General features: G+C 75.0%; 20 protein-coding genes. 9 read left to right on the forward strand and 11 right to left on the reverse strand.

Translation table 11 applies throughout. The features are described from left to right. Window positions 1-179: 179 nt before the first annotated feature. Window positions 180-1,388, forward strand: coding sequence for an aminotransferase class I/II-fold pyridoxal phosphate-dependent enzyme (locus FGW37_RS26365; RefSeq protein ID WP_179083318.1), 1,209 nt, complete (start codon window positions 180-182; stop codon window positions 1,386-1,388). An 88-nt stretch (window positions 1,389-1,476) separates the two neighbouring features. After that, window positions 1,477-2,613: an MBL fold metallo-hydrolase gene (locus FGW37_RS26370; RefSeq protein WP_179083319.1), complete on the forward strand. Its 1,137-nt coding sequence runs from the start codon at window positions 1,477-1,479 to the stop codon at window positions 2,611-2,613. Between the two features lie 35 nt (window positions 2,614-2,648). Here the strand turns inward: FGW37_RS26370 and FGW37_RS26375 are convergent, their stop codons facing one another. Beyond that, window positions 2,649-3,182: a GNAT family N-acetyltransferase gene (locus tag FGW37_RS26375; RefSeq protein WP_179083320.1), complete on the reverse strand. Its 534-nt coding sequence runs from the start codon at window positions 3,180-3,182 to the stop codon at window positions 2,649-2,651. A gap of 126 nt (window positions 3,183-3,308) precedes the next feature. Then, on the reverse strand, window positions 3,309-3,881 hold the full coding sequence (locus FGW37_RS26380) for a TIGR03086 family metal-binding protein (RefSeq protein WP_179083321.1): 573 nt from the start codon (window positions 3,879-3,881) through the stop codon (window positions 3,309-3,311). Window positions 3,882-4,030: 149 nt separating this feature from the next. Here FGW37_RS26380 and FGW37_RS26385 point away from each other — a divergent pair, with 149 nt between their 5' ends. The 3 genes from FGW37_RS26385 (at window position 4,031) to FGW37_RS26395 (ending at window position 6,851) form a co-directional block, all read left to right on the forward strand. Continuing rightward, the gene (locus FGW37_RS26385) at window positions 4,031-5,566 is read left to right on the forward strand and encodes a bifunctional phosphatase PAP2/diacylglycerol kinase family protein (protein WP_179083322.1); all 1,536 of its coding nucleotides are present in this window, start codon (window positions 4,031-4,033) and stop codon (window positions 5,564-5,566) included. A 73-nt stretch (window positions 5,567-5,639) separates the two neighbouring features. Beyond that, window positions 5,640-6,458, forward strand: a complete 819-nt coding sequence (locus FGW37_RS26390) for a methyltransferase domain-containing protein (protein WP_179083323.1) — start codon at window positions 5,640-5,642, stop codon at window positions 6,456-6,458. A gap of 42 nt (window positions 6,459-6,500) precedes the next feature. After that, on the forward strand, window positions 6,501-6,851 hold the full coding sequence (locus tag FGW37_RS26395) for a VOC family protein (RefSeq protein ID WP_179083324.1): 351 nt from the start codon (window positions 6,501-6,503) through the stop codon (window positions 6,849-6,851). 19 nt (window positions 6,852-6,870) lie between these two features. Here FGW37_RS26395 and FGW37_RS26400 read toward each other — a convergent pair whose 3' ends face one another. Next, window positions 6,871-8,670 carry a hydroxysqualene dehydroxylase gene (locus tag FGW37_RS26400; protein ID WP_179083325.1) on the reverse strand — a complete coding sequence of 600 codons (1,800 nt, stop codon included), beginning with the start codon at window positions 8,668-8,670 and terminating at the stop codon, window positions 6,871-6,873. A gap of 213 nt (window positions 8,671-8,883) precedes the next feature. On the opposite strand from FGW37_RS26400, the gene FGW37_RS26405 reads away from it, so the two are divergent. Next, window positions 8,884-9,189: a 4a-hydroxytetrahydrobiopterin dehydratase gene (locus FGW37_RS26405; RefSeq protein ID WP_168093213.1), complete on the forward strand. Its 306-nt coding sequence runs from the start codon at window positions 8,884-8,886 to the stop codon at window positions 9,187-9,189. A 27-nt stretch (window positions 9,190-9,216) separates the two neighbouring features. Here the strand turns inward: FGW37_RS26405 and FGW37_RS26410 are convergent, their stop codons facing one another. From FGW37_RS26410 to FGW37_RS26425, 4 genes are all read right to left on the reverse strand, one after another. Next, on the reverse strand, window positions 9,217-10,587 hold the full coding sequence (locus FGW37_RS26410) for a cryptochrome/photolyase family protein (protein ID WP_179083326.1): 1,371 nt from the start codon (window positions 10,585-10,587) through the stop codon (window positions 9,217-9,219). 155 nt (window positions 10,588-10,742) lie between these two features. Next, window positions 10,743-11,540, reverse strand: coding sequence for an aldo/keto reductase (locus tag FGW37_RS26415; protein ID WP_179084926.1), 798 nt, complete (start codon window positions 11,538-11,540; stop codon window positions 10,743-10,745). A gap of 203 nt (window positions 11,541-11,743) precedes the next feature. Further along, window positions 11,744-13,570, reverse strand: a complete 1,827-nt coding sequence (locus tag FGW37_RS26420) for an AMP-dependent synthetase/ligase (protein ID WP_179083327.1) — start codon at window positions 13,568-13,570, stop codon at window positions 11,744-11,746. Between the two features lie 405 nt (window positions 13,571-13,975). Next, the gene (locus tag FGW37_RS26425) at window positions 13,976-14,839 is read right to left on the reverse strand and encodes a LysR family transcriptional regulator (protein WP_179083328.1); all 864 of its coding nucleotides are present in this window, start codon (window positions 14,837-14,839) and stop codon (window positions 13,976-13,978) included. Between the two features lie 95 nt (window positions 14,840-14,934). Here FGW37_RS26425 and FGW37_RS26430 point away from each other — a divergent pair, with 95 nt between their 5' ends. Continuing rightward, on the forward strand, window positions 14,935-15,936 hold the full coding sequence (locus tag FGW37_RS26430; RefSeq protein ID WP_179083329.1) for a bile acid:sodium symporter family protein: 1,002 nt from the start codon (window positions 14,935-14,937) through the stop codon (window positions 15,934-15,936). 49 nt (window positions 15,937-15,985) lie between these two features. On the opposite strand, the gene FGW37_RS26435 is transcribed toward FGW37_RS26430, so the two are convergent. Both FGW37_RS26435 and FGW37_RS26440 read right to left on the reverse strand, forming a co-directional pair. Beyond that, complete coding sequence (locus FGW37_RS26435) at window positions 15,986-18,001, reverse strand: sialidase family protein (protein ID WP_179083330.1); 2,016 nt, start codon at window positions 17,999-18,001, stop codon at window positions 15,986-15,988. Window positions 18,002-18,067: 66 nt separating this feature from the next. After that, a complete protein-coding gene (locus FGW37_RS26440) occupies window positions 18,068-19,027 on the reverse strand; it encodes a quinone oxidoreductase family protein (protein WP_179083331.1) in 960 nt (319 codons plus the stop codon). A 158-nt stretch (window positions 19,028-19,185) separates the two neighbouring features. Between FGW37_RS26440 and FGW37_RS26445 the strand changes: the two genes are divergently transcribed. Further along, complete coding sequence (locus tag FGW37_RS26445) at window positions 19,186-19,647, forward strand: MarR family winged helix-turn-helix transcriptional regulator (protein WP_179083332.1); 462 nt, start codon at window positions 19,186-19,188, stop codon at window positions 19,645-19,647. 7 nt (window positions 19,648-19,654) lie between these two features. On the opposite strand, the gene fdhD is transcribed toward FGW37_RS26445, so the two are convergent. Beyond that, on the reverse strand, window positions 19,655-20,566 hold the full coding sequence (gene fdhD, locus FGW37_RS26450) for a formate dehydrogenase accessory sulfurtransferase FdhD (protein WP_179083333.1): 912 nt from the start codon (window positions 20,564-20,566) through the stop codon (window positions 19,655-19,657). Between the two features lie 208 nt (window positions 20,567-20,774). On the opposite strand from fdhD, the gene FGW37_RS26455 reads away from it, so the two are divergent. Then, window positions 20,775-22,421, forward strand: coding sequence for an aldehyde dehydrogenase family protein (locus tag FGW37_RS26455; RefSeq protein WP_179083334.1), 1,647 nt, complete (start codon window positions 20,775-20,777; stop codon window positions 22,419-22,421). Window positions 22,422-22,656: 235 nt separating this feature from the next. Here the strand turns inward: FGW37_RS26455 and FGW37_RS26460 are convergent, their stop codons facing one another. Beyond that, complete coding sequence (locus FGW37_RS26460) at window positions 22,657-23,985, reverse strand: DUF2254 domain-containing protein (RefSeq protein WP_179083335.1); 1,329 nt, start codon at window positions 23,983-23,985, stop codon at window positions 22,657-22,659. Window positions 23,986-24,050 lie beyond the last annotated feature (65 nt).

Raw genomic sequence — 24,050 nt, forward strand, 5'->3', positions numbered from 1 at the left:
CCGCCCCGCACGGGCGCCGCCCGCCCGGCCACGGCCGGCGACGTCACCCGCCCGCCCGTGTCGGCCCGCTCCGCACCCCCTGATCTGCGAAGGTGGACGGGGGAGGCGGCAGGCGGCCCCGGTGCCGTACAGGCGCTGCCGCCCGGTGCAGACGGCGCGGTGGTCGGAGGTACGGACGGATGCAGGTCAGCTTTCCCGCGCTCCCGGCAGGCACCGCGCCCGAGCGCGGGCTGCCCGTGCTGCCGGAGCTCGCCGCGCGCCTCGCGCAGGCCGCCCGGGACAGCGCACCCGAACCGGTCGGCGGCGGGGCCGCCCTGCGCGAGGCCGCCTGCGGCTACTGGGCGCGCCGCGGCCTGCCGACCGCGCCCGAGCACGTCGTCGCCGCGCCCGGGGCCCAGCCCCTGCTCCTCGCGGTCCTCGCGGGGGCCGGCGGAGACGTCCTGCTCACGCGCCCGTGCGCCGCCTGGTACCCCCCGCTCGCCCGGCTCGCCGGCCGCCCCACCTACCACGTGCCCGTGCCCGCCGAGTGCGGCGGCGTGCCCGACCCCTTCGCGCTGCTGGAGACCGTGCGCCGGATCCGCGCCGAGGGCGGCAGACCGCGCGTGCTCGTCCTGTCGGTCGCCGACGACCCCACCGGCTCGGTCACCCCGCCCGAGCTCCTGCACGAGGTGTGCGAGGCGGCCGTCGGCGAGGAGCTGACCGTCGTCAGCGACGAGACCTGGCGCGACATGCGCCACGACCCCGGCGGAACGGTCTTCTTCGGCCCCGCCGAGATGTGGCCCGACCACGTCGTCGTCCTCACCGACCTGGCCGGCGGCCTCTTCCCCACGGCCTGGCCCGCCGCCGTCGCCCGCTTCCCGGCCGGGGGGCGCGGCCCGGTCCTGCGCGCCCGGGTCACCTCCGCGCTCGCCGCCGTACGGGCCGAGCTGCCGCCCCCCGTCGCCGCGGCCGCCGCCTACGCCCTCGACGAGCCCGGGCCCGTCCGCGCCCGGGCCGCCGCCGCGGTCCGGATCTACGGCGCCCTCGCCCGCGCCGCGCACGAGCACCTCACCGCGGCCGGCGTCCTCAGCCGCCCCCCGCAGGCCGGGCCCTACCTCTACGCCGACCTCGGCGAGCTGCGCGCCGCCCTCGCCGGCCGCGCCATCACCGACTCCGTCGAGCTCGAGGCGCACCTCAGCACCGCGCTCGGCCGCCCCGTGCCCGGCGGCCACCGCTTCGGCGACGCCCCCGACGCCCTGCGGGTCCGCATCTCCACCCCACCCCTCCTCGGCGCGACCGACGAGGAGCGGCAGCGCGCCCTGGACGCCCCGGACCCGCTGGCCGCGCCGGGTGTCGGCGCCGCACTGACCAGTTTCGGATCGGCCTTCGGCTGGCTCGCCGGCGGCTGACCTACCGTGGCCGATCGTGCGAGACCCGGCGCACGCCACGCCGGACACGCCGCACCGCCCCGGTTCCCCAGCGATTGGAGCCCCCTCGATGACCGAACAGACCGAGCGCCCTCTCGCCGAGCCGCGCCCGCCCGGTGAGACCCGCATCTGGCCCCGGTCGTTCGCCGACCGCCTCACCGCCCCCCTGCCCGGCGTGCGCGCCCTCGCCCGGCTGGCCCGCGAGGGGCGGCTGCGGCCCGGCGCCGAGGCCCTGCGGGAGGTGGCCGCGCTGCCGGTCGAGCCCGGTCCGCTGCCGGTCACCGACGCCGCCACGGCCGCGGTCACCTGGGCCGGGCACGCCAGCTGGGTCGTGCGCATCGGCGGTCTGACGGTGCTCACCGACCCCGTCTGGTCACGCAGGATCCTCGGCACGCCGCCCCGGCTCACCCCGGTCGGGGTCCGCTGGGAGGACCTGCCGCCGGTCGACGCGGTCGTCATCAGCCACAACCACTACGACCACCTCGACGCGCCCACCCTCAAGCGGCTGCCGCGCCACACCCCGCTGCTCCTGCCGGCCGGGCTGGCCCGCTGGGCCCGCCGGCGCCGCTTCACGCACGTCACCGAGCTCGACTGGTGGGAGGCCGTCGAACTGCCCGGCCCGGCCGGCCCCGTCCGCTTCGACTTCGTCCCGGCCCACCACTGGAGCAAGCGCACCCTGACCGACACCTGCCGCTCGCTGTGGGGCGGCTGGGTGATGACCGCCCCCGGCGGGCAGCGCCTGTACTTCGCGGGCGACACCGGCTACGGCCACTGGTTCGAGCGCATCGGCCGTCGCTACGGCGGCATCGACCTGGCCCTGCTGCCGATCGGCGCGTACGACCCGCGCTGGATGCTGGGCACGGTCCACACCGACCCGGAGGAGGCCGTCGCCGCCTGCCAGGACCTGGGCGCCCGGGCGATGGCCCCCATGCACTGGTCGACCTTCATCCTCTCGGCCGAGCCCCCGCTGGAGCCCCTGCGCCGCGTCCGCGCCGCCTGGGAGGCGACGGGCCGCCCGCGCGAGGACCTCTGGGACCTGCCCGTCGGCGGGTCCCGGATCCTTCAGGGGTGGTCCGGTCCGCCCCCGTCCTCCCGGACCGGCCCGCAGCCCCTGGCCCTGCCCGGCAGCGAACCGGCGGCCGGCGGGCCCGGCGGGCCGGGGGGGTGGGGCAGGGACCCGGGAGCCGGCCCGGCCGCAGGGACGTAGGCGCGCGTGCCTGGCAGGGACGTAGGCGCGCGTGCCTAAGGCCGCGCCTCGATGACGTGGACGCAGACCGGCACGCCGTACTCCGGGTGCGTCGTCTCCCGGTCGTGCCGCATCCCCAGCTTGCGCATGACCGCCGCGGGGGCCTCGTGACCGGTGCGGTGCACGCCGACGACCCGGGCGAGCCCGCGGTCGCGGAACGCGAAGTCCAGGACGGCGCGCGCGGCCTCGGTGGCCAGGCCGTGATCCCAGAAGGGGCGGCCGAGCCGCCAGCCGATCTCCACGGCCGGGCGCAGCTCGGGCAGTTCGGCGGGCACGGACAGGCCCGCGAAGCCGGCCAGCCTGCGCGACCGGCGCACTTCGACGGCGAAGAGGCCCACGCCGTGCTCGTCCCACCCCTGCTCCCAGGCCGCGACGGCGGCCGCGGTCCGTTCCCGGTCGTGCACCGAGCCGTCGCCGGTCCAGCGCATCACTTCGGGGTCGGCGTTGACGGCGGCCATCGGCTCGACGTCGTCCGCGTGCCAGCGGCGCAGTGTCAGGCGGGGCGTGAGGAGCGTGAGTGGGGAGGCCATGGCGGCATCCTGCCCAGCGCGGTGCCGATTACCCGGCTCCTGCCGGTCGGCCGTCCGGGGTGGTGCCGGCGGCCCGGGGGCCGGTCCGGGGGGCGGCCCGGAGGTCGGCCCGGGAGGGAAGAGCCTTCAGACCCGGCGCCCGAGCTGCGCGAGCAGCACGGTCTGCGCGTCGGCGCCGGCCGGCGGCTCCACCGGCTCGGCGAACAGGCCCGTCCCCGCCAGGCTGTCGATGTACGGCTCCACCTCGCGCCGCGTGAGCTCCACCAGCGGCTTGGGCAGCCGCTCGTCCGCGCCGATCGCGCGGGAGAGGTCCCACGCGTGCACCACCGCGTCCGCCGTCATCTGCGTGCAGTACCCGCGGGCGTCGGACGGCCCGGAGGACAGCTCCACCGTCCGCTCCAGGGCACCGGGGGCGGCGAACGCCTCGCGCGCGGCGGCCTCGGCCGCGTCCCAGGCGGCCACCGGGTCGTCCCCCAGCTGATCGCCGTCCAGCGCGTCGCCGACGTCGTCGATGGACCGGCCGTCCAGCAGCGGCGGCACCCACAGCTGCTCCACGGCCAGATGGTTGACGAGGTCGCGCACATTCCACTCGGTGCAGGGCGTCGGTTCGTCCCACTGGCCGGGGCGGACGGCGTGCACGCGCTCGGTGAACAGCGCGAGCGCCTCCCGGTGCCGGCCCAGCAGCGTCGCATCGGTCATGGGCCCATTGTCGGCGCGCGGCGCCCCGGGCGCCCGCCCGGCGGGTCCGGGCGGTGCGTCCGGGTGGCGCATCCGGCGGTGCATCCGGCGGTGCGTCCGGGCGGCCGGTCCGGCGGCGTCGTACCCCGCCGGCGGGGTACACGTGGGCCATGCGGAAGATCGTGAGTTCCTGGGACCGGGCGGCGTTCCTCGCGGTGGCGGCCCGGCACTGGCCCGGCGGCGACCGCGTCCTGCCCCGCCTGTCGCGCAGCGCGGACCACGGGCTGCTGTGGTTCGGCGTGGCGGCGGGCGCGGCCCTGGCCGGCGGGCGGCCCGCGCGCCGCGCCGCCCTGCGCGGGGTGGCGTCGCTGGCCGTCGCCTCGGCGACCGTGAACACGGTGGGCAAGCGGTCGGTGCGGCGGCTGCGTCCGGTGCTGGACGTGGTGCCGCTCGTCCGGCAGCTGTCCCGGCAGCCCTTCACGACGTCGTTCCCCTCGGGGCACTCGGCGTCGGCGGTCGCCTTCACGACGGGCGTCGCGCTGGAGAACCCGGCATGGGGGCTGGCCCTCGCACCGCTGGCGGCCTCGGTGTGCTTCTCGCGCGTCTACACCGGTGTCCACTATCCGGGTGACGTGCTGGCGGGTGCGGCGCTGGGCGCGGGCGCGGCGTTCGCCGTGCGCGGCATCGCGCCCACCCGCGCCCAGCTCGCACCCCCGGCCCGGCCCCGGGCGGACGCCCCGGCCCTGCAGCGCGGCGAGGGGCTGGTGGTGGTCGTCAACGCCGGGTCCGGGCAGCGGGCGGCGGGCGTGCGCACCGATCCGGTGCAGGAGGTGCGCTCCGCGCTGCCGCTGGCGGAGGTCGTCGCGTTCGGGCAGGACGAGGGAGACGAAGGAAACGGGAGGAGCGAGGGGAGCGGGGGGAGCGGGGGCGGGGACCTCGGGAAGACGCTGGAGTCGGCGGCGCTCCGGGCCCGGGAACTGGACGGCGCCCTCGGCGTGTTCGGCGGCGACGGCACCGTCAACGCGGCCGCCGTCGTGGCCCGGCGCCACCGGCTGCCGCTCGCCGTCCTGCCGGGCGGAACGTACAACCACTTCGCCTACGACCTGGGCATCGAGTCCCTCGGCGACGCCTGCCGGGCCGTGGAGGCCGGAGAGGCCGTGGCGGTCGACATGGTGCGGATGCGCACGGGCGGCGGCGAGGAGGCGGAGGCGGCCTGGTTCCTCAACACCTTCAGCCTCGGCGCGTACCCGGAGCTGGTGCGCGTGCGCGAGCGATGGGCGCCGCGCGTCGGGGCCTGGCCCGCGGGCGTGCTGGCGGCGGTGCACGTACTGCGCACGGCGCGCCCGCTCCGGCTGGAGGTGGACGGCAGGCGGCGCCGGCTGTGGATGCTGTTCGCGGGCAACTGCACCTACCGCGGGCTGGGTCTCGCGCCGGTGCGGCGGCACGACCTGGCGGACGGGGTGCTGGACGTCCGCACGGTCTCGGGCGGCCCGCTGGCCCGCACGCGGCTGCTCGCCGCGGCGCTGGGCGGCGGCCTCAAGCACTCGCCGGTGCTCAGGACGGCCCGGGTGCGCAGCCTGCGGATCAGCGGCATCCGGCGCGGGACGCACCTGGCGTACGACGGCGAAATCGCGCCCGCTCCCGGCGAATTGACGCTGCGGAAGGAGAACGAGGCCTTGGTGGTGTACCGCCTTCCGGCAGAGTGACCGGAGGGTGAGGGCCCGTCTGAAATATGAGACGCCTCTCTCGAAATCCGAGACGAGTGATTACGGTGCTGCCATGGCTGACGAAACCACCGGAACCGTCGTGTACACCCATGGCCACCATGAGTCGGTCCTGCGCTCGCACACCTGGCGCACGGCCGCCAACTCCGCCGCGTACCTGCTGCCGGAGCTGGAGCCGCACCTGGAGATCCTCGACGTCGGCTGCGGGCCGGGCACCATCACCGCCGACCTGGCCGCCCTGGTCCCGCAGGGCCGGGTCACCGGCCTGGACGCCGCCGAGGAGGTGCTCGGCGCAGCCCGCGCGAGCGCCGCCGCCCGCGGGCTGACCAACACCGACTTCACGGTCGGTGACGTCCAGGCCCTGGACTTCCCCGACGGATCCTTCGACGTCGTCCACGCCCACCAGGTGCTCCAGCACGTCGGCGACCCCGTGGGCGCGCTGCGCGAGATGCGCCGCGTCTGCCGACCCGGCGGGCTCGTCGCCGTCCGCGACGCGGACTACGCCGCCATGACCTGGTACCCGGCCGTCCCCGGCCTGGACAACTGGCAGGACCTCTACCGGCGTGTCGCCCGCGCCGCAGGCGGCGAGCCCGACGCGGGGCGCCGCCTGCTGTCCTGGGCCCGGCAGGCCGGCCTCACCCGCACCACGGCGACCGCGAGCGCCTGGTGCTACGCCACCGAAGAGGAACGCTCCTGGTGGAGCGAGCTGTGGGCGGACCGCACGACCGCCTCGGCGTACGCGCAGCTCGCGCTGGAGGGCGGACACGCGGACCGGGCCGGGCTCGACCGGATCGCGGCGGCCTGGCGCGCGTGGGGGAGCGCGGACGACGCCTGGTTCGCCGTGCTGAACGGTGAACTCCTGTGCCGCGTCTGAACCGCCCAGCACCGTGCCGTGCGGCCAACTAGCCTTGCCCCCATGAACATTCTGGGGACCTCGCTACGGGTGTGCGTCGATGATCTGGACCACGCAATCGGTGTCTACGAACGCCTGACCGGTGCCGAAGCGCTGCGCTTCCACCGCGGTGGCGTCGCGGTGGCCGCGGTCGGCTGCTTCTTCCTCATGAGCGGGCCGGAGAAGGAGCTGTCCATCCTGCGCAAGATCACCGCCACGATCGCGGTGACGGACGTCGAGGAAGCACTCGGCGACCTGGAGGCGGTGGGCGCCCAGATCATCGCCGGCCCGGTGCCCACCCCGATCGGCCGCAACCTGGTGGCCCGGCACCCGGACGGCTCGGTCTTCGAATACGTGGACCGCAAACCCAGCTGATCAGGCCTCCATTACCGGGTCACCCCAGGTCGAGGGCGTTGGGCAGTCCCATCCGGTAGCGGATGGCGTCTTCGGCCTTGAACAGTTCGAGCTCGGGGGCCCGGTACAGCGGTGTGATCGTGCACCGCTCCGCCCGTGAACCCGTCTCGTCCAGGAGGGCGTTGACCGCGGCCCGTGCCGCGGCGTTCGCGCCCTCCATGGTCGCGAGGTCGATGTCGGTGGCCACGTAGTCCCCGCACAGGAAGAGGTTGGGGATCGCCGTGCGCGCCGCGGGGCGGTTGTACCAGGTGCCGGCGGGGTGGATGAGGAGCTGCTCGTCGTTGACCGGGCGGGGCCCGCCGATCTCCACGGCCGGGTCCAGGAACCAGGAGTGGATCTTCGAGTCGCTCAGGACCGTGCGCCCGGTGTCGTTGAGCCCGGCCTTCATCTGCGCCCACACCTCGCGCGCGACCTCCTCGCGCGTGCACTGCTTGGCGGTCTTGCCGTAGAGGATGCCGGGCTTGTCCCACTCGGAGACGTCCACCGACAGGCAGTCCGCGGCCGCGCCGTCCCCGTAGTCGGCGCGGAAGTCGCGCCCCGACCAGTACTGCGCCTGCCCCACGGAGGTGATCGACCAGGGGGAGTCGATGTGGTTGACGTGCCCGTGCAGGACGGGCGTGGGCTCCGTCAGATAGAACTGGATGCCCGTCATCCAGTCCGTCTGCAGCTTGTCGCAGCGCGCCAGCCGCGGGTCGGCCGCGCGCACCTGGGCGTTCCAGGTGGTACGGGCGTGCTCGACGGGCATCGCCGAGACGAAGTGGTCGGCGGTCACCGACTGCCTGGTGCCGGAGGCGTCCTGCACCACCGCCTCGGTGATCCGGCCACGCGCGATCCGCAGGTCCCGTACGGCCCAGCCGATCCGGAACGTGACACCCAGGGAGCGGAGGTGGGCCACCCACGGGTCGATCCACGCCTCGTTGGTGGGGGCGTTGAGCACCCGGTCCGGCTCGCCGTCCGCGCCCCGCCCCAGGGCGTTGAAGAGGAACGCCTCGACGCACGTCGACACCGTCTTGGTGCTGGCCACCTCGGCCTTGGTGGCCACGATGTTGCGGGTGATGCCGATGGCCAGCAGCCGCTGGTAGTTCGGGGACATCTTCGCGGCGCGGATGAACTCCCACCACGGCACCCGCTCCCAGGCGCCGGTCCGCCGCTCGTCGCAGCTGGTGAGCCAGACGAGCAGCCGGCTCGCGAAGTAGACCGTCTCGTGGACGGGGATGTTGCCGAAGGCGTCGAGGAAGCCGGTCAGCGCACGGCGCAGGGCGTCCGGGGTGAGCAGCGGCGGCGGCTTGCCGACCGTGCGGAACGGCAGCCGGATGTCCTCGTGCCCGGTGCGGGCGAGCAACACCTCGGTCGAGGCCACGAGGTTGTCGTGGCAGCCGCCCGGGTTGCCGGGGAAGGGGATGCGGCGCATGGTGTCCGGCAGGTTCTGGTAGAAGCCGGGGAAGAAGCGGAAGCCGTGCTCGCCGGGCAGGGCCTTGCGGCCGCCCCGTGCGCTGCCGGGCACGTCCATGCTGCGGGCCTTGCCGCCGGGCGCCTTCTTCTCGTACACGGTCACCTGGAAGCCCCGCTCGGCGAGTTCGTGCGCGGCCGTCAGGCCCGCGACGCCGCCGCCGAGTACGGCGACGCTCGGGCCGCCGCCGGATCTGCCGCCGCCCGCCCCGGCCGGTCTGGCGCGCGGGGCCGCCGCCGCCCGCCCGCCGAGCGCGGCCGTGCCGGCCGTCGCCGCGACGGCCGCCGCTCCGCCGATGAAGATCCTGCGCGTGCTGCCCGTACCGTCCATGCCCAGCCCCCTGCTGCCGGTGACGCGTCACGTCCGGCGCAGGAGCATAGAAGCGGCACCCTCTACCCGGTAGAGCGCGTCCGACTCACCGTGCGCCACGGCGTCACATTGGCGCGAAAGCACCCCTGCCCCGTGGGACGCTTGAGTCTCCGGCACCCGGCGCGGGCACACCCCGGGCAACCATCACGGCACCCACCCACGAAGGGGACAGTCATGGCCGTCGAACCGCTCTCGCAGAAGGACGTCGAGGAGCGCCTCCAGGAGCTGCCCGGCTGGACCACGGACGGTGAACGCATCAGCCGCACCTACCGCTTCGACGGGCACTTCCAGGCCGCCGCCATGGTGATCCACATCGCGCAGATCCAGGAGGAGCTGGGCCATCACTCGGATGCGACTCTGGGCTACAACACCGTGTCGCTCAGCGTGAACACGCACAGCGCGGGCGGCAAGGTCACCGGCCTGGACGTCGAGCTGGCCCGCCGCATCGAGGCCGTCGCCCCGGGCCACGGCGGGCGCTGACCGCCTCTCACGCACGCTGACCCCCGTTCAGGTGAGCCCGCGCGCCTGCCGGAACCGGGTCAGGCCCTCCTCCAGGGAGACGACCGGCTCCGGATAGTCCAGGCGCGCCCGCTCCCGGGCCGGCAGCCGCCACGGCCGGTGGACGGCCCGGCCCGGCACGGCGGCCAGCTCGGGCACCCAGCGGCGCACGTAGGCGCCGCCGGGATCGAAGCGGTCGGCCTGGACCAGGGGGTTGAGGACCCGGTGGGGGCGGGTGTCGCTGCCGGTGCCCGCCACCCACTGCCAGTTGAGCTGGTTGTCGGCCACGTCGCCGTCCACGAGCAGGTCCAGGAAGTGCCGGGCGCCGTCCCTCCAGTCCAGGTAGAGGGTCTTCGTCAGGAAGCTCGCGGCGATCAGCCGGGCCCGGTTGTGCATCCAGCCCTCGTGGGCGAGCTGCCGCATCGCCGCGTCGACGAGCGGATAGCCCGTCAGACCCGATCGCCACGCGGCGAGCTCCCCGGGGGCCCGGCGCCGGCGGTCGTGCCGGGGCCGGTAGTCGCGGTGGGCCGCCTGCGGCCGGGCGGCCAGCATCTGATGGTGGAAATCCCGCCAGGCCAGCTGCCGTACGAACGCCGTGGCCCCCGCGCAGCCCGCGGCGGCCCGCTCCCGGGCCGACGCGACGAGCTCCACCGGCGAGAGGCTGCCGAAGGGGAGGTGCGGGGAGAGGCGTGACGTCGCGTCCCGCGCCAGGTCGTCGTGGCGATCGGCGTAGTGCGCGAGCCCGCCGCGGCGCCAGGCGGCGAGTCGGCGGCGCCCCTCGCCCTCGCCGCCGCGCGGCAGCCCCGGCGACGCCGTGCCCCGGGCCAGGGCGGCCGCCGCGGGCAGCGGCTCCGAGTCCGCCTCGGGCAGCCGGACCGCGCGCGGGGCGGGCAGCACCGGCCGCAGCGGCTCGGCCGACCAGCGGCGGAAGTACGGGGTGAACACCGCGTAGTGGTCCTTGCCGGCGGGCAGGACGGCACCGGGCGGCACCGCCGTGACCACGGCGTCGTGCACCCGCAGCAGCCGCCCGTCCGCCGCCAGGGCGCTCCGCAGCCGCTCCTCGCGGCGCAGCGCGTACCCGCTGACGCCCGCGGCGATGTGCACCTCGCCCGCTCCGGTGGCGGCGGCCAGCCTGGAGGTCTCCGCCACGACCTCGCCGCTGCGCACCACGAGCCGCCCGCCGCGGGCCCGCAGCCCTTCGTCGAGCGCGGCGAGGCAGTCGGCCAGGAACGCGGCGCGGTTGGGCACGGCGAAGCCTGCGGCGGCGATGCCCGAGTCCACGACGAACAGCGGTACGACGCGCGGCGCGCTCCGCAGGGCCGCGGTGAGCACGGGGTTGTCGTACAGCCGGAGATCTGCGGTGAAGAGGGCGATGGACACACAGGCGCCCCGGCTCACCGCGCTGTCCCGCCCTCGGTCGCTACGCCCATCCCGTGATTGTCCGCCCTGCCGCCCCGCGGGAGCGGGGCGGCAGGGCCGTCACGATCAGGGAACGTTGCGCCGGAGGGGCTGGCCGGAGGGGTTAGCCGGAGGGGCTAGATGTCGAACTCGTCCGGGTCCGGGCCCAGGCGGGTGCCGCTGTCGAGCGCCGCGATCGCCGCGAGGTCCTCGGCGTCGAGGGAGAAGCCGAAGACGTCGATGTTCTCGCGGATGCGGGAGGGCGTCACGGACTTGGGGATCGCCACGTTGCCCAGCTGCAGGTGCCAGCGCAGCACGATCTGCGCCGGGGTGCGGCCGTGCTTCTCCGCGACTCCGGCGATGACGGGTGCGGTGAGCAGGTCCTTGCCCTGGCCGAGGGGCGACCACGCCTCGGTGGTGATGCCGTGGCGCTCGTGGAAGGCGCGCAGCTCGGCCTGGGGCAGGAACGGGTGGAGCTCGATCTGGTTGACGGCCGGGACGACGGTCGTCTCGGCCAGCAGCCGCTCCAGGTGGGCGGGCTTGAAGTTGGAGACGCCGATCGCCCGGGCGCGGCCGCTCGCGGCGATCTCCTCGAACGTGCGGTAGATGGTGAGGTAGTCGTCGCGGACGGCGCGCGGCCAGTGGATGAGGTACAGGTCGACGTAGTCGAGGCCGAGCCGCTCGAGCGAGGCGTCGAATTCGCGCAGGACGCCCTCGCGCGTCCAGGTCTCGGCGGCGTGGTTCCACAGCTTCGTCGTCACGAACAGCTCATCGCGCGGGATGCCGGAGCCGGTGAGGGCCTTGCCCGTGCCGGCTTCGTTCTCGTACACCGCCGCGGTGTCGATGCTGCGGTATCCGGCGGCCAGGGCCGTCTCGACGACGGCCGCCGCCTCGGCGTCGGGGACCTGCCAGACGCCGAAGCCGAGCCGTGGCATCTCGACGCCGTTGTTGAGCGTGACGGTGGCGGGGAAGGCGTTGCTCACGGGTGCTCGTTCCTTACGTTCGGAGAAAGCGGTACGTGCTACTCCACTTGTGAACGGGTGTAGCTGCCACGCTATTCCCGGTGGTCGCCGACGGTTTCACTCGGGGGGAGCCGTGCTGGTGTTACCCGCGGTACAGCGCTACTTGCGGTAGAGCGCTACCCGCGGTACAGCGCGTCGACCTCGCGTGCGTACGCCGCCTCGATGGCCTTCCGCCTGGGCTTCAGCGACGGGGTCAGCAGGCCGTCCTCCTCGGTGAACCGGGCGCTGAGGATCCGGAAGGTCCGGATGGACTCGGCCTGCGAGACGAGGGTGTTCGCAGCCACCACGGCCCGCCGGATCTCGGCCTCCAGGTCCGCGTCGCGCAGCAGCCCGCCCGGGCCCGCCGGCTCCTTGCCGTGCCGGTGCAGCCAGTGCGCGACCGCCTCCTCGTCCAGTGTCACCAGGGCGGCCACGTACGGGCGGTCGTTGCCCACGACGACGCAGTGGGCGACGAGCGGGTGGGCCCGTACACGTTCCTCCAGGGCCACCGGCGACAGGCTCTTGCCGCCCGACGTCACCAGGATCTCCTTCTTCCGCCCGGTGATGGTCAGATAGCCGTCCGCGTCCAGCCGCCCCAGGTCGCCCGTCGCGAACCAGCCCTGCTGCAGCACCGAGCCCGTCGCCCTCGCGTCGCCCAGGTAGCCGGCGAACACCTGGCCGCCGCGCAGCCAGATCTCGCCGTCCCCGGCGATCCGTACGGTGGTGCCGGGGACCGGCTGCCCGACCGTGCCGAAGCGGGGCCGCTCGGGCGGGTTGGCGGTCGCGGCCCCGGTCGTCTCCGTCAGCCCGTACCCCTCCAGCACGGTCACGCCCGCGCCCGCGAAGAACAGCCCGAGCCTCCGGTCCATCGCCGAGCCGCCCGACATGGCGTGCCGCACCCGCCCGCCCAGTGCCTCCCGCACCTTGGCGTAGACGAGCCGGTCGAAGACCTGGTGCCGGATCCGCAGCGCGGCCCCGGGCCCCGCGCCGGTGCCGAACGCCCGGTGCTCCAGCGCCTCCGCGTACCGCACCGCCACGTCGACGGCCCGCTCGAACGGTGCGGCCCGGCCCTCGGCCTCCGCCGCGCGCCGGGCCAGCGCGAAGATCTTCTCCAGGACGTAGGGGACCGCGAGGACGAACGTCGGCCGGAAGGCCCGCAGGTCCGGCAGCAGCGCGGCGGCGGTCAGCTGCGGCTGGTGGCCGAGCTTGACCCGCCCGCGCACCGCCGCGACCTGCACCATCCGCCCGAACACATGGGCCAGCGGCAGGAACAGCAGCGTCGCCGCCTCGTCGCCCGGGCGGGAGCGGAAGACCTGCTCGTAGCGCCTGACGACGTTGTCGGCCTCGGCCATGAAGTTGGCGTGGGTCAGCACGCAGCCCTTGGGGCGGCCCGTGGTGCCGGAGGTGTAGACGACGGTGGCCGGCGTCGCCGGGGTGAGCGCCATCCGGTGCCGCTCCACCACGTCGTCGCCGATCCGGGCCCCGGCGGCGCTCAGCGTCTCGACGGCGCCCGCGTCCAGCTGCCACAGGCGGCTCAGCCCCGGCAGCCGGCCGACGACCGAGCCGACCGTCATCGCGTGGTCCCCGTGCTCGACGACGCAGGCCGTCACGCCCGCGTCGTGCAGGATCCAGCAGACCTGCTCGGGGGAGGCCGTCGGGTACAGGGGCACGGGCTGGGCACCGATCGACCACAGCGCGAAGTCGAAGAGCGTCCACTCGTAGCGCGTACGGGACATGACGGCGACCCGGTCGCCGAACCGTACGCCTTCGGCGAGTAACCCCTTGGCCAGCGCCAGTACTTCGTCGCGGAACGCGGCCGCCGTCACGTCCCGCCAGCGGCCGTCCGGCCCTTTGCGGCCGAACGCCGCCTGCCCGGGATCCTCCTCGGCACGCTCGAACACGACGTCCGCCAGGCCTCCGACGGGGGGCGCCGTCACCAGGGGCGGCACGGTGAACTCGTGCAACGGGCAGCTCCTTGTCATGCTCCGCACAGCGCGGTGCCCCTACCCGGCTCACGGGCCTCTCAATCTCCCCGAAAGGGTGGCCTGTTGGGACGGATCTCCCCGCGCGCCCGGATTCCGGACGTGACCGGATTCCGGACGCGCGCGGCGTTGCGGTGGCGAGTAACCCTGTACGGGGCGTGCGGTGGCGGCTGGGCCGTGTTGTGCGGGTGTACGGAGGCGTACGACTCGCAGGTCGCCGCCCGGGCGGCGACCGGAAACGCTGCTCCGGCCATCCCCCTTCCGCCGCGGCGGCGAGCAACCCCTGCGACGTATTCGGCGGTGCCGAACGACGTATCCGGCGGCGCTCGCGCGGGCCGCGCCGAGACCGCCTGACGTGCCGTTGCCGGCCCCGCGCGGAGGGTGGCCCTACGCCTGTAGCCGGTCGCCCGCCGCGAGGACGGCCTGTGCCAGGGCCTCCGCGGGCTGTCTCGCCGCGCTGTCCGGCGCGGTGCCGTGCAGCAGCACCACGTCGACCCCGCCCAGCTCGGGCAGGCCCGGACCGGAGGGGAGGTGCACCAGCCCGGGAGGGATCATGCCCAGGGTGTGCGCCATGACGCCGAGGCCCGCGCGGGCCGCGGCCACCAGGCCGTTGAGGCTGCCGCTCGTGCAGACCACCCGCCAGGCCCGGCCGCTGCGCTCCAGCACCTCCAGGGCGCGCGCCCGGGTCACCGCGGGCGGCGGGAAGGCGATCAGGGGCAGCGGCCGGTGGGGGTCCAGGCGCAGCCGCTCGCCGCCGATCCACACCAGCCGGTCGCGCCACACGAGCCGCCCGTGCGGTTCGTCGGGGTGGCGCTTGGCGAGCACCAGGTCCAGCCGCCCGGCCGCCAGCCGCCGCTGCAGCGTCTCCGACAGGTCGACGGTCAGCTCCAGATCCACTTCCGGGTGCTCGCGCCGGAACCCCTCCAGGACCTCGGGCAGCCGGGTCAATACGAAGTCCTCCGATGCCCCGAAGCGCAGCCGCCCGCGCAGCCGGGTGCCCGCGAACCAGTGCGCGGCGCGCTCGTTCGCCTCCAGGATCGTGCGGGCGAAGCCCAGCATGGCCTCCCCGTCCTCGGTCAGCCGCACGCTGTGCGTGTCGCGGGTGAACAGCTGCCGCCCGGCCGCCGCTTCCAGCCTGCGGACCTGCTGGCTCGCGGTCGACTGCCGGACGCCCAGGCGGACGGCGGCCTGGGTGAAGCTCAGCGTCTGCGCGACGGCCAGGAACGTACGGAGCTGCACGGGCTCGAACACACGACGAGCCTAGCGCTGCTCATCGCGATCCGTGATGACAGTCAGAGCGGCAAGCGGGGTTCCGGATAGCCGCGCGGGGCGGCAGGCTGGGGTCCATGCCGCGCATTCGCATACGCGTTCCCATCGACCCTTATGTAGCGGCCCTCCTGGGCACCGTGGCCCTCGCCGCCCTCCTCCCTGCCCGGGGCCAGGCGGCGACCGTCGCGGGCGGCGCCTCCACCGGCGCCGTGGCGCTGCTGTTCTTCCTCTACGGCGCCCGCCTCTCCACCCGTGAGGCGATGGACGGTCTGCGCCACTGGCGGCTGCACCTGACCGTCCTCGGCTGCACCTTCGTGCTCTTCCCGCTCCTCGGCCTCGCCGCCCGCGGGCTGGTCCCCGTCGTCCTGACCCCTCAGCTGTACTCCGGGCTGCTGTTCCTGTGCCTCGTGCCCTCGACCATCCAGTCCTCGATCGCCTTCACGTCCATCGCGCGCGGCAACGTGGCGGCGGCGGTGTGCGCCGGGTCGTTCTCCAGCATCGTCGGCATCGCCCTCACCCCGCTGCTCGCCGCCCTCCTCCTCGGCAACAGCGGCGGCGGCTTCTCCTCCCACTCGCTGCTGTCGATCGTCCTGCAGCTCCTCGTGCCCTTCCTAGCGGGCCAGCTGCTGCGCCGCCGCGTGGGCGGCTTCCTCACCCGGCACAAGAAGGTGCTCGGCTACGTGGACCGCGGCTCGATCCTCCTGGTCGTCTACACGGCGTTCAGCGCGGGCATGGTCCGCGGCATCTGGCACGAGGTCACCCCGCTGCGGCTGCTGGCCCTGATGGGGGTGGAGGCCGCGCTCCTGGGGCTGATGCTCACGGTCACCACCTTCGGCTCGCGCCGGCTCGGCTTCAGCCGCGAGGACGGGCTGGCCATCGTCTTCTGCGGCTCGAAGAAGAGCCTGGCGGCGGGCCTGCCGATGGCGGGCGTGCTGTTCGGGGCCCAGGCGAGCCTGGCCGTGCTGCCGCTGATGCTCTTCCACCAGATGCAGCTGATGGTGGGGGCGGTCCTCGCGAAGAGGTACGGGCGCCGGGCGGCGCCGGAACCCGCCGCAGTGCCGGCGCCTGCTCGCACCTGACACCCCACGTGACGCCCGACCGCGGGCCCGGACCGCGGCCGCCCCGGGCTCAGCCGGTGCGGTCCAGCGGTAGCCACAGCACGAGGTCGCGCGGCGACCCCGCCCCCGCCCCAGGTCCCGGCCTCCCGCCCCCGCGCAGCCGCGCGACCTCACCGTCCGTCAGCGCCCGCCCGTACACCCGGACCTCGTCCAGCTCCCCGGCCAGGTGTTCCCGGCCGTCCGGGCGCTGTCCCAAGTGCACGCCGAACGTCGAATTGCGGCTCACCGCCCCGGGCACGCCGGCCGCGTTCACCGCCGCCCCGTCCACGGTGAGGACGATCCGCCCCCTGCCGCGCCGCAGCACCGCCTGGTGCCACAGCCCGTCCCCGTACGTGCGGGCGGACCGTACGACGACCGTCCGGGCGGGCCCCGCCCCGGCGACCGCCGTCACCTGCCCGGTGACCCGCCCCCCGGGTGCGAGCCGGAGCGCCACCTGGGGCGCCCCGCCCATCCCGCCCATCCACAGCAGCGGCTGCTCGCTCCGTGCGGCGGCGGGCGGGGACCGGAACCACAGGGCCGCCGTGAAGTCCCGTTCCCACAGCGGCAGGGAGGGGCGGTAGGGCAGCCGTACGGCGTCGTCCACGCCGTCGAAAGCGAGGCCGCCGCCGAAGCGCCCGGCGACCGGGCGCGGGCCTCCCAGGACGAGCGCGCCCCGCGCCCCCGGTGCCCGGTCCGGTGTCACGGGTGACGGCGCGGGGCGAGGCCCCAGCCACTCCTCCGTGAAGCGGACGAACCGGATCTCGTCGCGCGCGTCGCGCTTGCCCGCCTCGTAGAGCAGGCCGGTCGTGCCGCCGCCGGGGGCGCCGGAGCCCCGGGTGCCGGAGCCCCGGGCGCCGGCCCCCCCGGCACCGCTCCCCTCGGAGGCTCCCTCGACGACGGCCATGTCGGAGTAGCCCGCCCAGTCGGCCGTGACGAGCCTGCCGTGCTCCACGCCCTCCCAGGTGCGCCCCTCGTCATAGGAGGAGCGGATCGTCATCGAGCGCCGCCGGTCCGGGTCGGCGGGGGAGGCGAAGAGCCAGCGCCCGGGGCGCGGCACGGCCACCGACCCCTGCACCATGGGCGTGTAGAGATCCGGGACCGCCCGGAAGGGCCCGTCGAACCCCGTGCCCCCGTCGGGGCTGACCGCGAAGTCGCGGTTGCCGAGCTCGGTGCCGTCCTGCTCGCGCCCGCCCGCGTACACCGAGCCGTCGGACCGCTCGGCGAGCGTCAGCTCGGACGGCTTCTGCCTGTACGTTCCCTCCGGGGCGATCTCGTGGGTGTCCACCGCCCCCAGCCGCCAGTGGGCGCCCCCGTCGTCGCTGAGGGCGAGCGCCGCGTGGTTGGCGCGGACGCGGGTGCCGTCGTGGCTCTCGGCGTTGAGCCCGACGACCAGGCGGCCGCGGCGGGGCCCGCGGGTGAGCTGAACGCCGTGCCCGGGGCCGGTGGCGTACCAGGAGTTCCAGCCGGGCGGCCGCAGGTCCCGGGTGACGTCCCGCGGCGCGGACCAGTGCACGCCGTCGTCGTCGCTGTACTGCAGGTGGGGGGTGCGGTCGCAGGGCACGTCGCAGTTGCCGCCGCCGGGGCGGCCCTTGTTGTACGTGGTGAGGAGCGTGATCCGGCCGCTGCGCGCGTCGACGACGGGTGCGGGGTTGCCGTGGGTGTCGCCGCGGCCCTCGTCCACCACCTGCAGCGGACTCCACGTGCGGCCGGCGTCGGCCGAGCGCTTGACCACGACGTCGATGTCGGTGGCGTCGCTGCAGTCGCCCTTCCTGCCCTCGGCGAAGGCGAGAACGGTGCCGCGGGAGGTCGTGGCCAGCGCCGGGATGCGGAAGCAGGTATAGACACCGTCGTCGGCCTCCTGACCGGCCCGGAACAGGACCTGCTCCTCGAACGCGGCGGACGGGGTGCCCGTGGCACGGGCCTGCTGCGCCGCAACGGGCGGCAGGAGCAGGAGGAGGAACGAGCCGGTCAGCGCGGCAGCGGCGATCGTGTTTCTGACGGGGCGTAGGGGGACGGCGGGACCAGTGCGGACGTGCGGCGGCGCCATGAGGCCGAACGTAGGTGCCGTACGACTGTCATACAAGGAGGACTCGGCTGAAGAGCCCAAACGGGTTCACGCCGGCCGCAGGACGACCTTGCCCAGATTGACGCGCGCCTCGATGATCTCGTGCGCCTGTGCGGCGGCCTCCAGGGGCAGCTCGGCGTGCACGCGCGGCCGCAGCCGCCCGGCGGCGAACAGCTCCCACAGCTCCTGCCGCCACTGCTCCATCAGCTCCGGCCGGTCGCGGGCGAGGAGCGCCATCTGGAAGCCCACCGCGGACTTCGCCCCGACGAGCAGGTCGTACGCCTCGATCGTGCCGCCGCCCGAGCTGTACGCGACGAGCCGGCCGCCGGGCGCCAGGGCGGCGACGGCGGGGGAGAGGAGCTCGCCGCCGACGGCGTCCAGGACGATGTCGACCGCGCCGCCCCAGCGGTCGGCCTCCTTGCCGGTGAGGTCGTCGTACGTCACGACGTGGTCCGCGCCCAGCTCCCGCAGGAAGTCGGCCTTGGCCTCCGCCGCCGCAGGCCCGACCGCCGCCACGACCCGCCCGGCGCCGAGCTCCTTGGCGAGCTGTACGGCGAGGTGGCCCGCACCGCTCGCGGCGGCCGTCACCAGCACCGACTCACCTGCGGCCGGGCGGGCCGCGGCGTAGGCGCCGCGGGCCACCAGGCCGCAGCGGACCAGTGCCACGGCGTCCGTGGCGCTCGCGCCGTCGGGCACCGGCGAGGCCATCGCCGCGTTCAGCAGGGAGTGGTCGGCGTAACCGTCGGCGAAGCACAGGCCGGTGACGCGGTCCCCGACCGCGAATCCCGTGACGCCGGGGCCGGTCGCCACGACCTCCCCGGCGACCTCGCCGCCCAGGCTCGCGGGCAGCGGGAGACCGCCGGCGCGCACCTTCCGCACGACGGGCAGGGTGACGCCGACGGCTTCGGTGCGCAACAGCAGCTCGCCGGCACCGGGCCGGGGGACGTCGGTCTCCTCCAGCCGCAGGACCTCAGGGCCGCCGTTCTGGTGATAGCGGATACGGCGCATGGGCACGCACCTCCACGGGTTGTCGTTGGGTTCCCCAATGGATTTCGTTGGGAGTCCCAGCGGATGTCGTTGGTGGTCCCAACGGTAGGCGGAAATTCATAGGGGTGTCCAACGTTTTTTATTGGGGGCTCCAATGGTTTCTTCGGTAGGGTCGCACCATGACCGAGCCCCACGAGCCCGCGCTCGACCGGATCCGCGCCCTCCCCAGCTGGCTCCTCAACCGCGCCTCCGCACGGGGCCGCCGCCTGCTCGGCGAGGCGTTCGCCCGCGAGGGCCTGCGCATGCCGCACCACGCCGTCCTCGCCGCCGTCGCCGACTCCGGCCCCGTCGCACAGGCCGCCCTCGGCCGGATGACCGGCTTCGATCCCAAGGACATGGTCGGCATCCTCAACGACCTCCAGAGGGCCGGCTTCGTCACCCGCACCCCCGACCCCGGCGACCGCCGCAAGAACGCCATCGCCCTCACCGCCGAGGGCCGCAGCTGTCTGCACCGGCTCGCCCGCCTGGGCGACGAGGCCAACGAGGCGCTGCTGGGCGCGCTGACGCCCGCGGAGCGGGAGCAGTTCACCGCGCTGCTCGCGCGCGTGGCGCAGGAGCGGGAGGAGGGCCCGGTGGCCTGACGCGGCGTCAGTCGTTGGCCGCCGGCTCCCGGAGGGCGATCCGCTGCTCTCCCGCGTACACGTTCATCGACGCCCCGCGCAGGAAGCCCACCAGCGTCAGCCCCGTCTCCGCCGCGAGGTCCACGGCGAGCGATGAGGGCGCCGAGACCGCCGCGAGCACCGGGATCCCGGCCATCACCGCCTTCTGCGCCAGCTCGAACGAGGCCCTCCCGGAGACCATCAGCACCGTCCCGGACAGCGGCAGGAGGCCCTGCTGGAGCGCGCGGCCGACGATCTTGTCGACGGCGTTGTGCCGGCCCACGTCCTCGCGCGCGTCCAGCAGTTCGCCGTCCGCGGAGAACAGCGCCGCGGCGTGCAGCCCGCCCGTGCGGTCGAAGACCCGCTGCGCCTCGCGCAGCCGGTCGGGGAGCGAGGACAGCAGCGCCGGTTCGAGCCGCATCGGGCCCTCCGGACCGTCGGACAGGGGATGCCGCGCCGTGGTCCGTACGGCATCCAGGCTCGCCTTCCCGCACAGGCCGCAGGAGGACGTCGTATAGACGTTGCGCTCCAGCGTGACGTCGGGGACGGGCACGCCGGGCGCGAGGCGCACGTCGACGACGTTGTACGTGTTGGCCCCTGCCCCTGCCCCTGCCCCAGCCACCGCCGGGGGTGCCCCCACCGTGACCACCGGCACCTCCTTGGTGGCCCCCGCGCAGTAGACGATGTTGGCCAGCTCGTCGGTGCGGCCCAGCACGCCCTCGCTCACCAGGAAGCCGGCCGCGAGGGCGAAGTCGTCCCCCGGCGTGCGCATGGTGATGGCCAGCGGCTTGCCGTTCAGCCGGATCTCCAGGGGCTCCTCGGCCACGAGCGTGTCCGGGCGGGCGCTGACCGCCCCGTCCCGGATGCGGATGACGCGGCGGCGTTCGGTGACCCGTCCCATGAGCGATCAGTCCCGGTGGTGGTTGGGGTTGCTGGACGCTCCATTGTGCCCGGGCGTGACGTGGGCCTCATCGGGGGCCGGGGCGCCTCTCGCAGCCCGCCGCGTGGCTACCGTTCCGTATGACTACCGTCCGGTAGTGGACCGCCGACGTTCCCGCCCCTCCTGTACCGATCCCGTACCGATCCCGTACCGAGAGCGGAGATCAGCGATGGCACCCGACCGCACCCCTCCTCCGCGCGAGACCTCTCCTTCACGTGAGACCCCTTCCTTACGTGGGACCGCTGCCTTACGTGGGACCGCTGCCTTACGTGGGACCGCGCCCGTCCTCGCGCTCAAGCCCGGCACCGAGTGGGCCGGAGCCTGGCAGCGCTGCCGGGCCGCCGCCCCCGAGGCCTTCCGCGACGACCGGGTCCTCAACCTCTGGGCCGGCACCTGGCACCCCGACGGCAAGCCGCTGCCCGCCGTCACGCCCGTCGACGGCACCCCGGTCCCCGGCCCGCCGCGCCTCGACGCGGCCACCGCCCACCGGGCCGTCCGCGCCGCCGTGGACGCGCACCGCGCCTGGCGCCACGTCCCGCTCGCCGACCGCAAGGCCCGCGTCGCCGCCGCCCTCGACGCCCTGGACGCCCACCGCGACCTGCTGGCGCTCCTGCTGGTCTGGGAGATCGGCAAGCCCTGGCGCCTGGCCCGGGCGGACGTGGACCGCGCGGTCGACGGCGTCCGCTGGTACGTGGCGGAGATCGACCGCATGCTGCAGGGGCGCACGCCGCTGCCCGGCCCCGTCAGCAACATCGCGAGCTGGAACTACCCGATGAGCGTCCTCGTCCACGCCATGCTCGTCCAGGCGCTGGCCGGCAACGCCGTGATCGCCAAGACCCCCACCGACGGCGGCCTGGCCTGCCTGACGCTGGCCTCGGCCCTCGCGGCGCGTGAAGGCGTCCCCCTGACCCTGGTCAGCGGCAGCGGCGGCGAGCTCTCCGAGGCGCTCGTGCGCGCTCCCGGGATCGGCTGCGTCTCCTTCGTCGGCGGCCGGGACACCGGCGCGCGGGTCGCCACCGCCGTGGCCGACCTCGGCAAGCGCCACGTTCTCGAACAGGAGGGCCTCAACGCCTGGGGCGTCTGGGACTTCACGGACTGGACGGCGCTCGGCGCGCGGATCCGCAAGACCTTCGAGTACGCCAAGCAGCGCTGCACGGCCTACCCGCGGTTCGTCGTCCAGCGGGAGGCCTTCGCGGACTTCCTCGCGGTCTACCTGCCCGCGGTGCGGAGCGTCACCTTCGGCCACCCGCTCGCCGTGGAGGCACCCGGCGACGACCTCCCCGAGCTCGACTTCGGCCCCCTGATCAACGCCGCCAAGGCGGAGGAGCTGACCGGCCGGGTGGCCGAGGCCGTCCGCCGGGGCGCCGTCCCCCTGCACCGCGGCCGCCCGGCCGACGGCCGCTTCCTGCCCGGCCAGGACACCGGCGCGTACGTACCGCCCGTGGCGCTGCTGAGCCCGCCGCCGTCCTCGCCCCTGCACCACGCCGAACCCTTCGGCCCCGTCGACACCGTCGTCCCGGTCGACACCGAGGCCGAGCTGCTCGCCGCCATGAACGCCAGCAACGGCGCGCTCGTCGCGGCCCTCTCGTGCGACGACGAGGCGGTCTTCGCGCGCCTGGCCCCGCAGATCCGGGCGTTCAAGGTCGGCCACAACGGCCCCCGCTCGCGCGGCGACCGCGAGGAGCTCTTCGGCGGCTTCGGGGCGTCGTGGCGCGGGGCCTTCGTCGGCGGGGAACTGCTGGTGCGCGCGGTGACGGAGGGACCGAGCGGCGAACGGCTGCCGGGGAATTTCCCGGACTATCACTTGATGCCGTGACGGCGGGCCTGATGCCGTGACGGCGGGCGGCGATGCCGTGACGGCGGGTCCGGTGCCGTGACCGTCGGCTGCGATGCCGTGGGGCCCCGGATGAGCGCCTTGATGAGCGCCGTGATGGCCGCCGGCCGGGCCGCTGCCCGGCCGCCGCCCGGCCGCCGTCGCCCGGCTGGCGCGCGGCGTCCGGTCGCCCCGACCGATCCCTGCCGGGCAGGGGAGGGATCCCCTGCCCGCCGGGCTAACCGATCCCCTGCCGGTCGGGCAGCAGCGCGAAATCCCGGTCCGCCGCATCCGGCACCGTGCGCGCCACGGCGTGCTCCAGCAGCGCGCGGTGCCGTTCCAGCGGCGGGCGCCGGTCCTCGGGGACCAGCCACCACAGGTCCTCCAGGGCGGCCATCAGCCGCCGGGTCACCTGCGGGCTGCCGGTCGCACAGCCGCGGATCTCCGCGAACCCCAGGTCGACCAGGTCCGCCCAGCCCGGCACGTCCTGCACCAGGCGCACGGCGCCCCGGCGGTCGCAGTGGTGCAGCGCCCCGAGGGGGCGGCGGGCCAGGGCCGCGAGGAACTGGGTGATCCGGTCCAGGCACTGCACGGCGGTCGTCGGATCGTTCACGGCGGGGGACAGGGCCCGCTGCGCGATGTCCGACAGCTGCCGCAGCCCGAAGCCCAGGTCCTGGTGGAAGGTCCGTTCCACGCCCACGGACACGGTGTACCGCAGCGCGCGGGGCGGCGGCGCGGCCTCGCCGTGCACTGCCAGCACCGGTGTCCCGGGCACCACGTAGTCGCCGATCCGCGGGATCAGCCGCAGGACGACGCCGTGCCGCCGCGCCACCCGCACCAGCCGTGCGACGTGCACGTCCCGCAGCACCCCGGCCCGGCCCCTGTGCGCGATCTGCGCGCCCGGCTCCGCGAGCACGGGCCGCTCGTCGTCGGCGACGCCGTGCTTGTCCAGCACGCGGAAGGACTCCCGGGTGATCCGGTCGATCACGTGGCTCACTCGCATCAGCCGCAGCGTGGAGTTCACGTAGGCGACGAACAGGCCCAGGCTCACCAGCACCAGTACGACGCACACGATGCCGGAGAAGACCGGGACGGTGGAGACGGTGCGGGGGTTCTCGTCGCCCTCGTAGGACGCCTGCACCAGCAGCGCGAACAGGAACGTCGCCAGGAAGACCGCGAACGTGCACTTGGTGATCCGGCTCCGGACGTACAGCCGCACCACGCGCGGGGAGAACTGCCCGCCGGCCATCTGCAGCGCGACCAGGGAGATCGAGAAGACCACACCGATGAAGGTCAGCATCGCCGAGCCGACGGTGGTGATGATCGTCTTGGCGTCGTCGGCGATTCCGATCAGGGACCCGACGGCCGCATAGTCCCCGTCCGCCTGCAGCATCCCGATGACGAACCGGTCCACCTCCAGCACCCCGCCGGCCAGCGCCGCGGCCCCGACGAGCCCCGCGGTGGGCGTGAACCAGAAGGTGTCCCGCAGGTGCTCCCGCAACGGCGACAGGGGCCGCGGCCGCCGCCGCGCACTCGCAGCCGTCCAGGCTTGCCCCGTATTGCCCATAAATGGACCTTATGCCTCGCGCAGATACCCAGGTGAAAGGCACTCCGAAACCTTGGTATTGTTAT

Source organism: Streptomyces rectiverticillatus (genome assembly GCF_013394065.1).
Classification (GTDB): Bacteria; Actinomycetota; Actinomycetes; order Streptomycetales; family Streptomycetaceae; genus Streptomyces; species Streptomyces rectiverticillatus.

Coding starts and splice junctions, on each gene's coding strand:
- FGW37_RS26365 (WP_179083318.1), top strand. CDS start 180: ATGCAGGTCAGCTTTCCCGCGCTCCCGGCAGGCACCGCGCCCGAGCGC.
- FGW37_RS26370 (WP_179083319.1), top strand. CDS start 1,477: ATGACCGAACAGACCGAGCGCCCTCTCGCCGAGCCGCGCCCGCCCGGT.
- FGW37_RS26375 (WP_179083320.1), bottom strand. CDS start 3,182: ATGGCCTCCCCACTCACGCTCCTCACGCCCCGCCTGACACTGCGCCGC.
- FGW37_RS26380 (WP_179083321.1), bottom strand. CDS start 3,881: ATGACCGATGCGACGCTGCTGGGCCGGCACCGGGAGGCGCTCGCGCTG.
- FGW37_RS26385 (WP_179083322.1), top strand. CDS start 4,031: ATGCGGAAGATCGTGAGTTCCTGGGACCGGGCGGCGTTCCTCGCGGTG.
- FGW37_RS26390 (WP_179083323.1), top strand. CDS start 5,640: ATGGCTGACGAAACCACCGGAACCGTCGTGTACACCCATGGCCACCAT.
- FGW37_RS26395 (WP_179083324.1), top strand. CDS start 6,501: ATGAACATTCTGGGGACCTCGCTACGGGTGTGCGTCGATGATCTGGAC.
- FGW37_RS26400 (WP_179083325.1), bottom strand. CDS start 8,670: ATGGACGGTACGGGCAGCACGCGCAGGATCTTCATCGGCGGAGCGGCG.
- FGW37_RS26405 (WP_168093213.1), top strand. CDS start 8,884: ATGGCCGTCGAACCGCTCTCGCAGAAGGACGTCGAGGAGCGCCTCCAG.
- FGW37_RS26415 (WP_179084926.1), bottom strand. CDS start 11,540: ATGCCACGGCTCGGCTTCGGCGTCTGGCAGGTCCCCGACGCCGAGGCG.
- FGW37_RS26430 (WP_179083329.1), top strand. CDS start 14,935: ATGCCGCGCATTCGCATACGCGTTCCCATCGACCCTTATGTAGCGGCC.
- FGW37_RS26435 (WP_179083330.1), bottom strand. CDS start 18,001: ATGGCGCCGCCGCACGTCCGCACTGGTCCCGCCGTCCCCCTACGCCCC.
- FGW37_RS26440 (WP_179083331.1), bottom strand. CDS start 19,027: ATGCGCCGTATCCGCTATCACCAGAACGGCGGCCCTGAGGTCCTGCGG.
- FGW37_RS26445 (WP_179083332.1), top strand. CDS start 19,186: ATGACCGAGCCCCACGAGCCCGCGCTCGACCGGATCCGCGCCCTCCCC.
- fdhD (WP_179083333.1), bottom strand. CDS start 20,566: ATGGGACGGGTCACCGAACGCCGCCGCGTCATCCGCATCCGGGACGGG.
- FGW37_RS26455 (WP_179083334.1), top strand. CDS start 20,775: ATGGCACCCGACCGCACCCCTCCTCCGCGCGAGACCTCTCCTTCACGT.
- FGW37_RS26460 (WP_179083335.1), bottom strand. CDS start 23,985: ATGGGCAATACGGGGCAAGCCTGGACGGCTGCGAGTGCGCGGCGGCGG.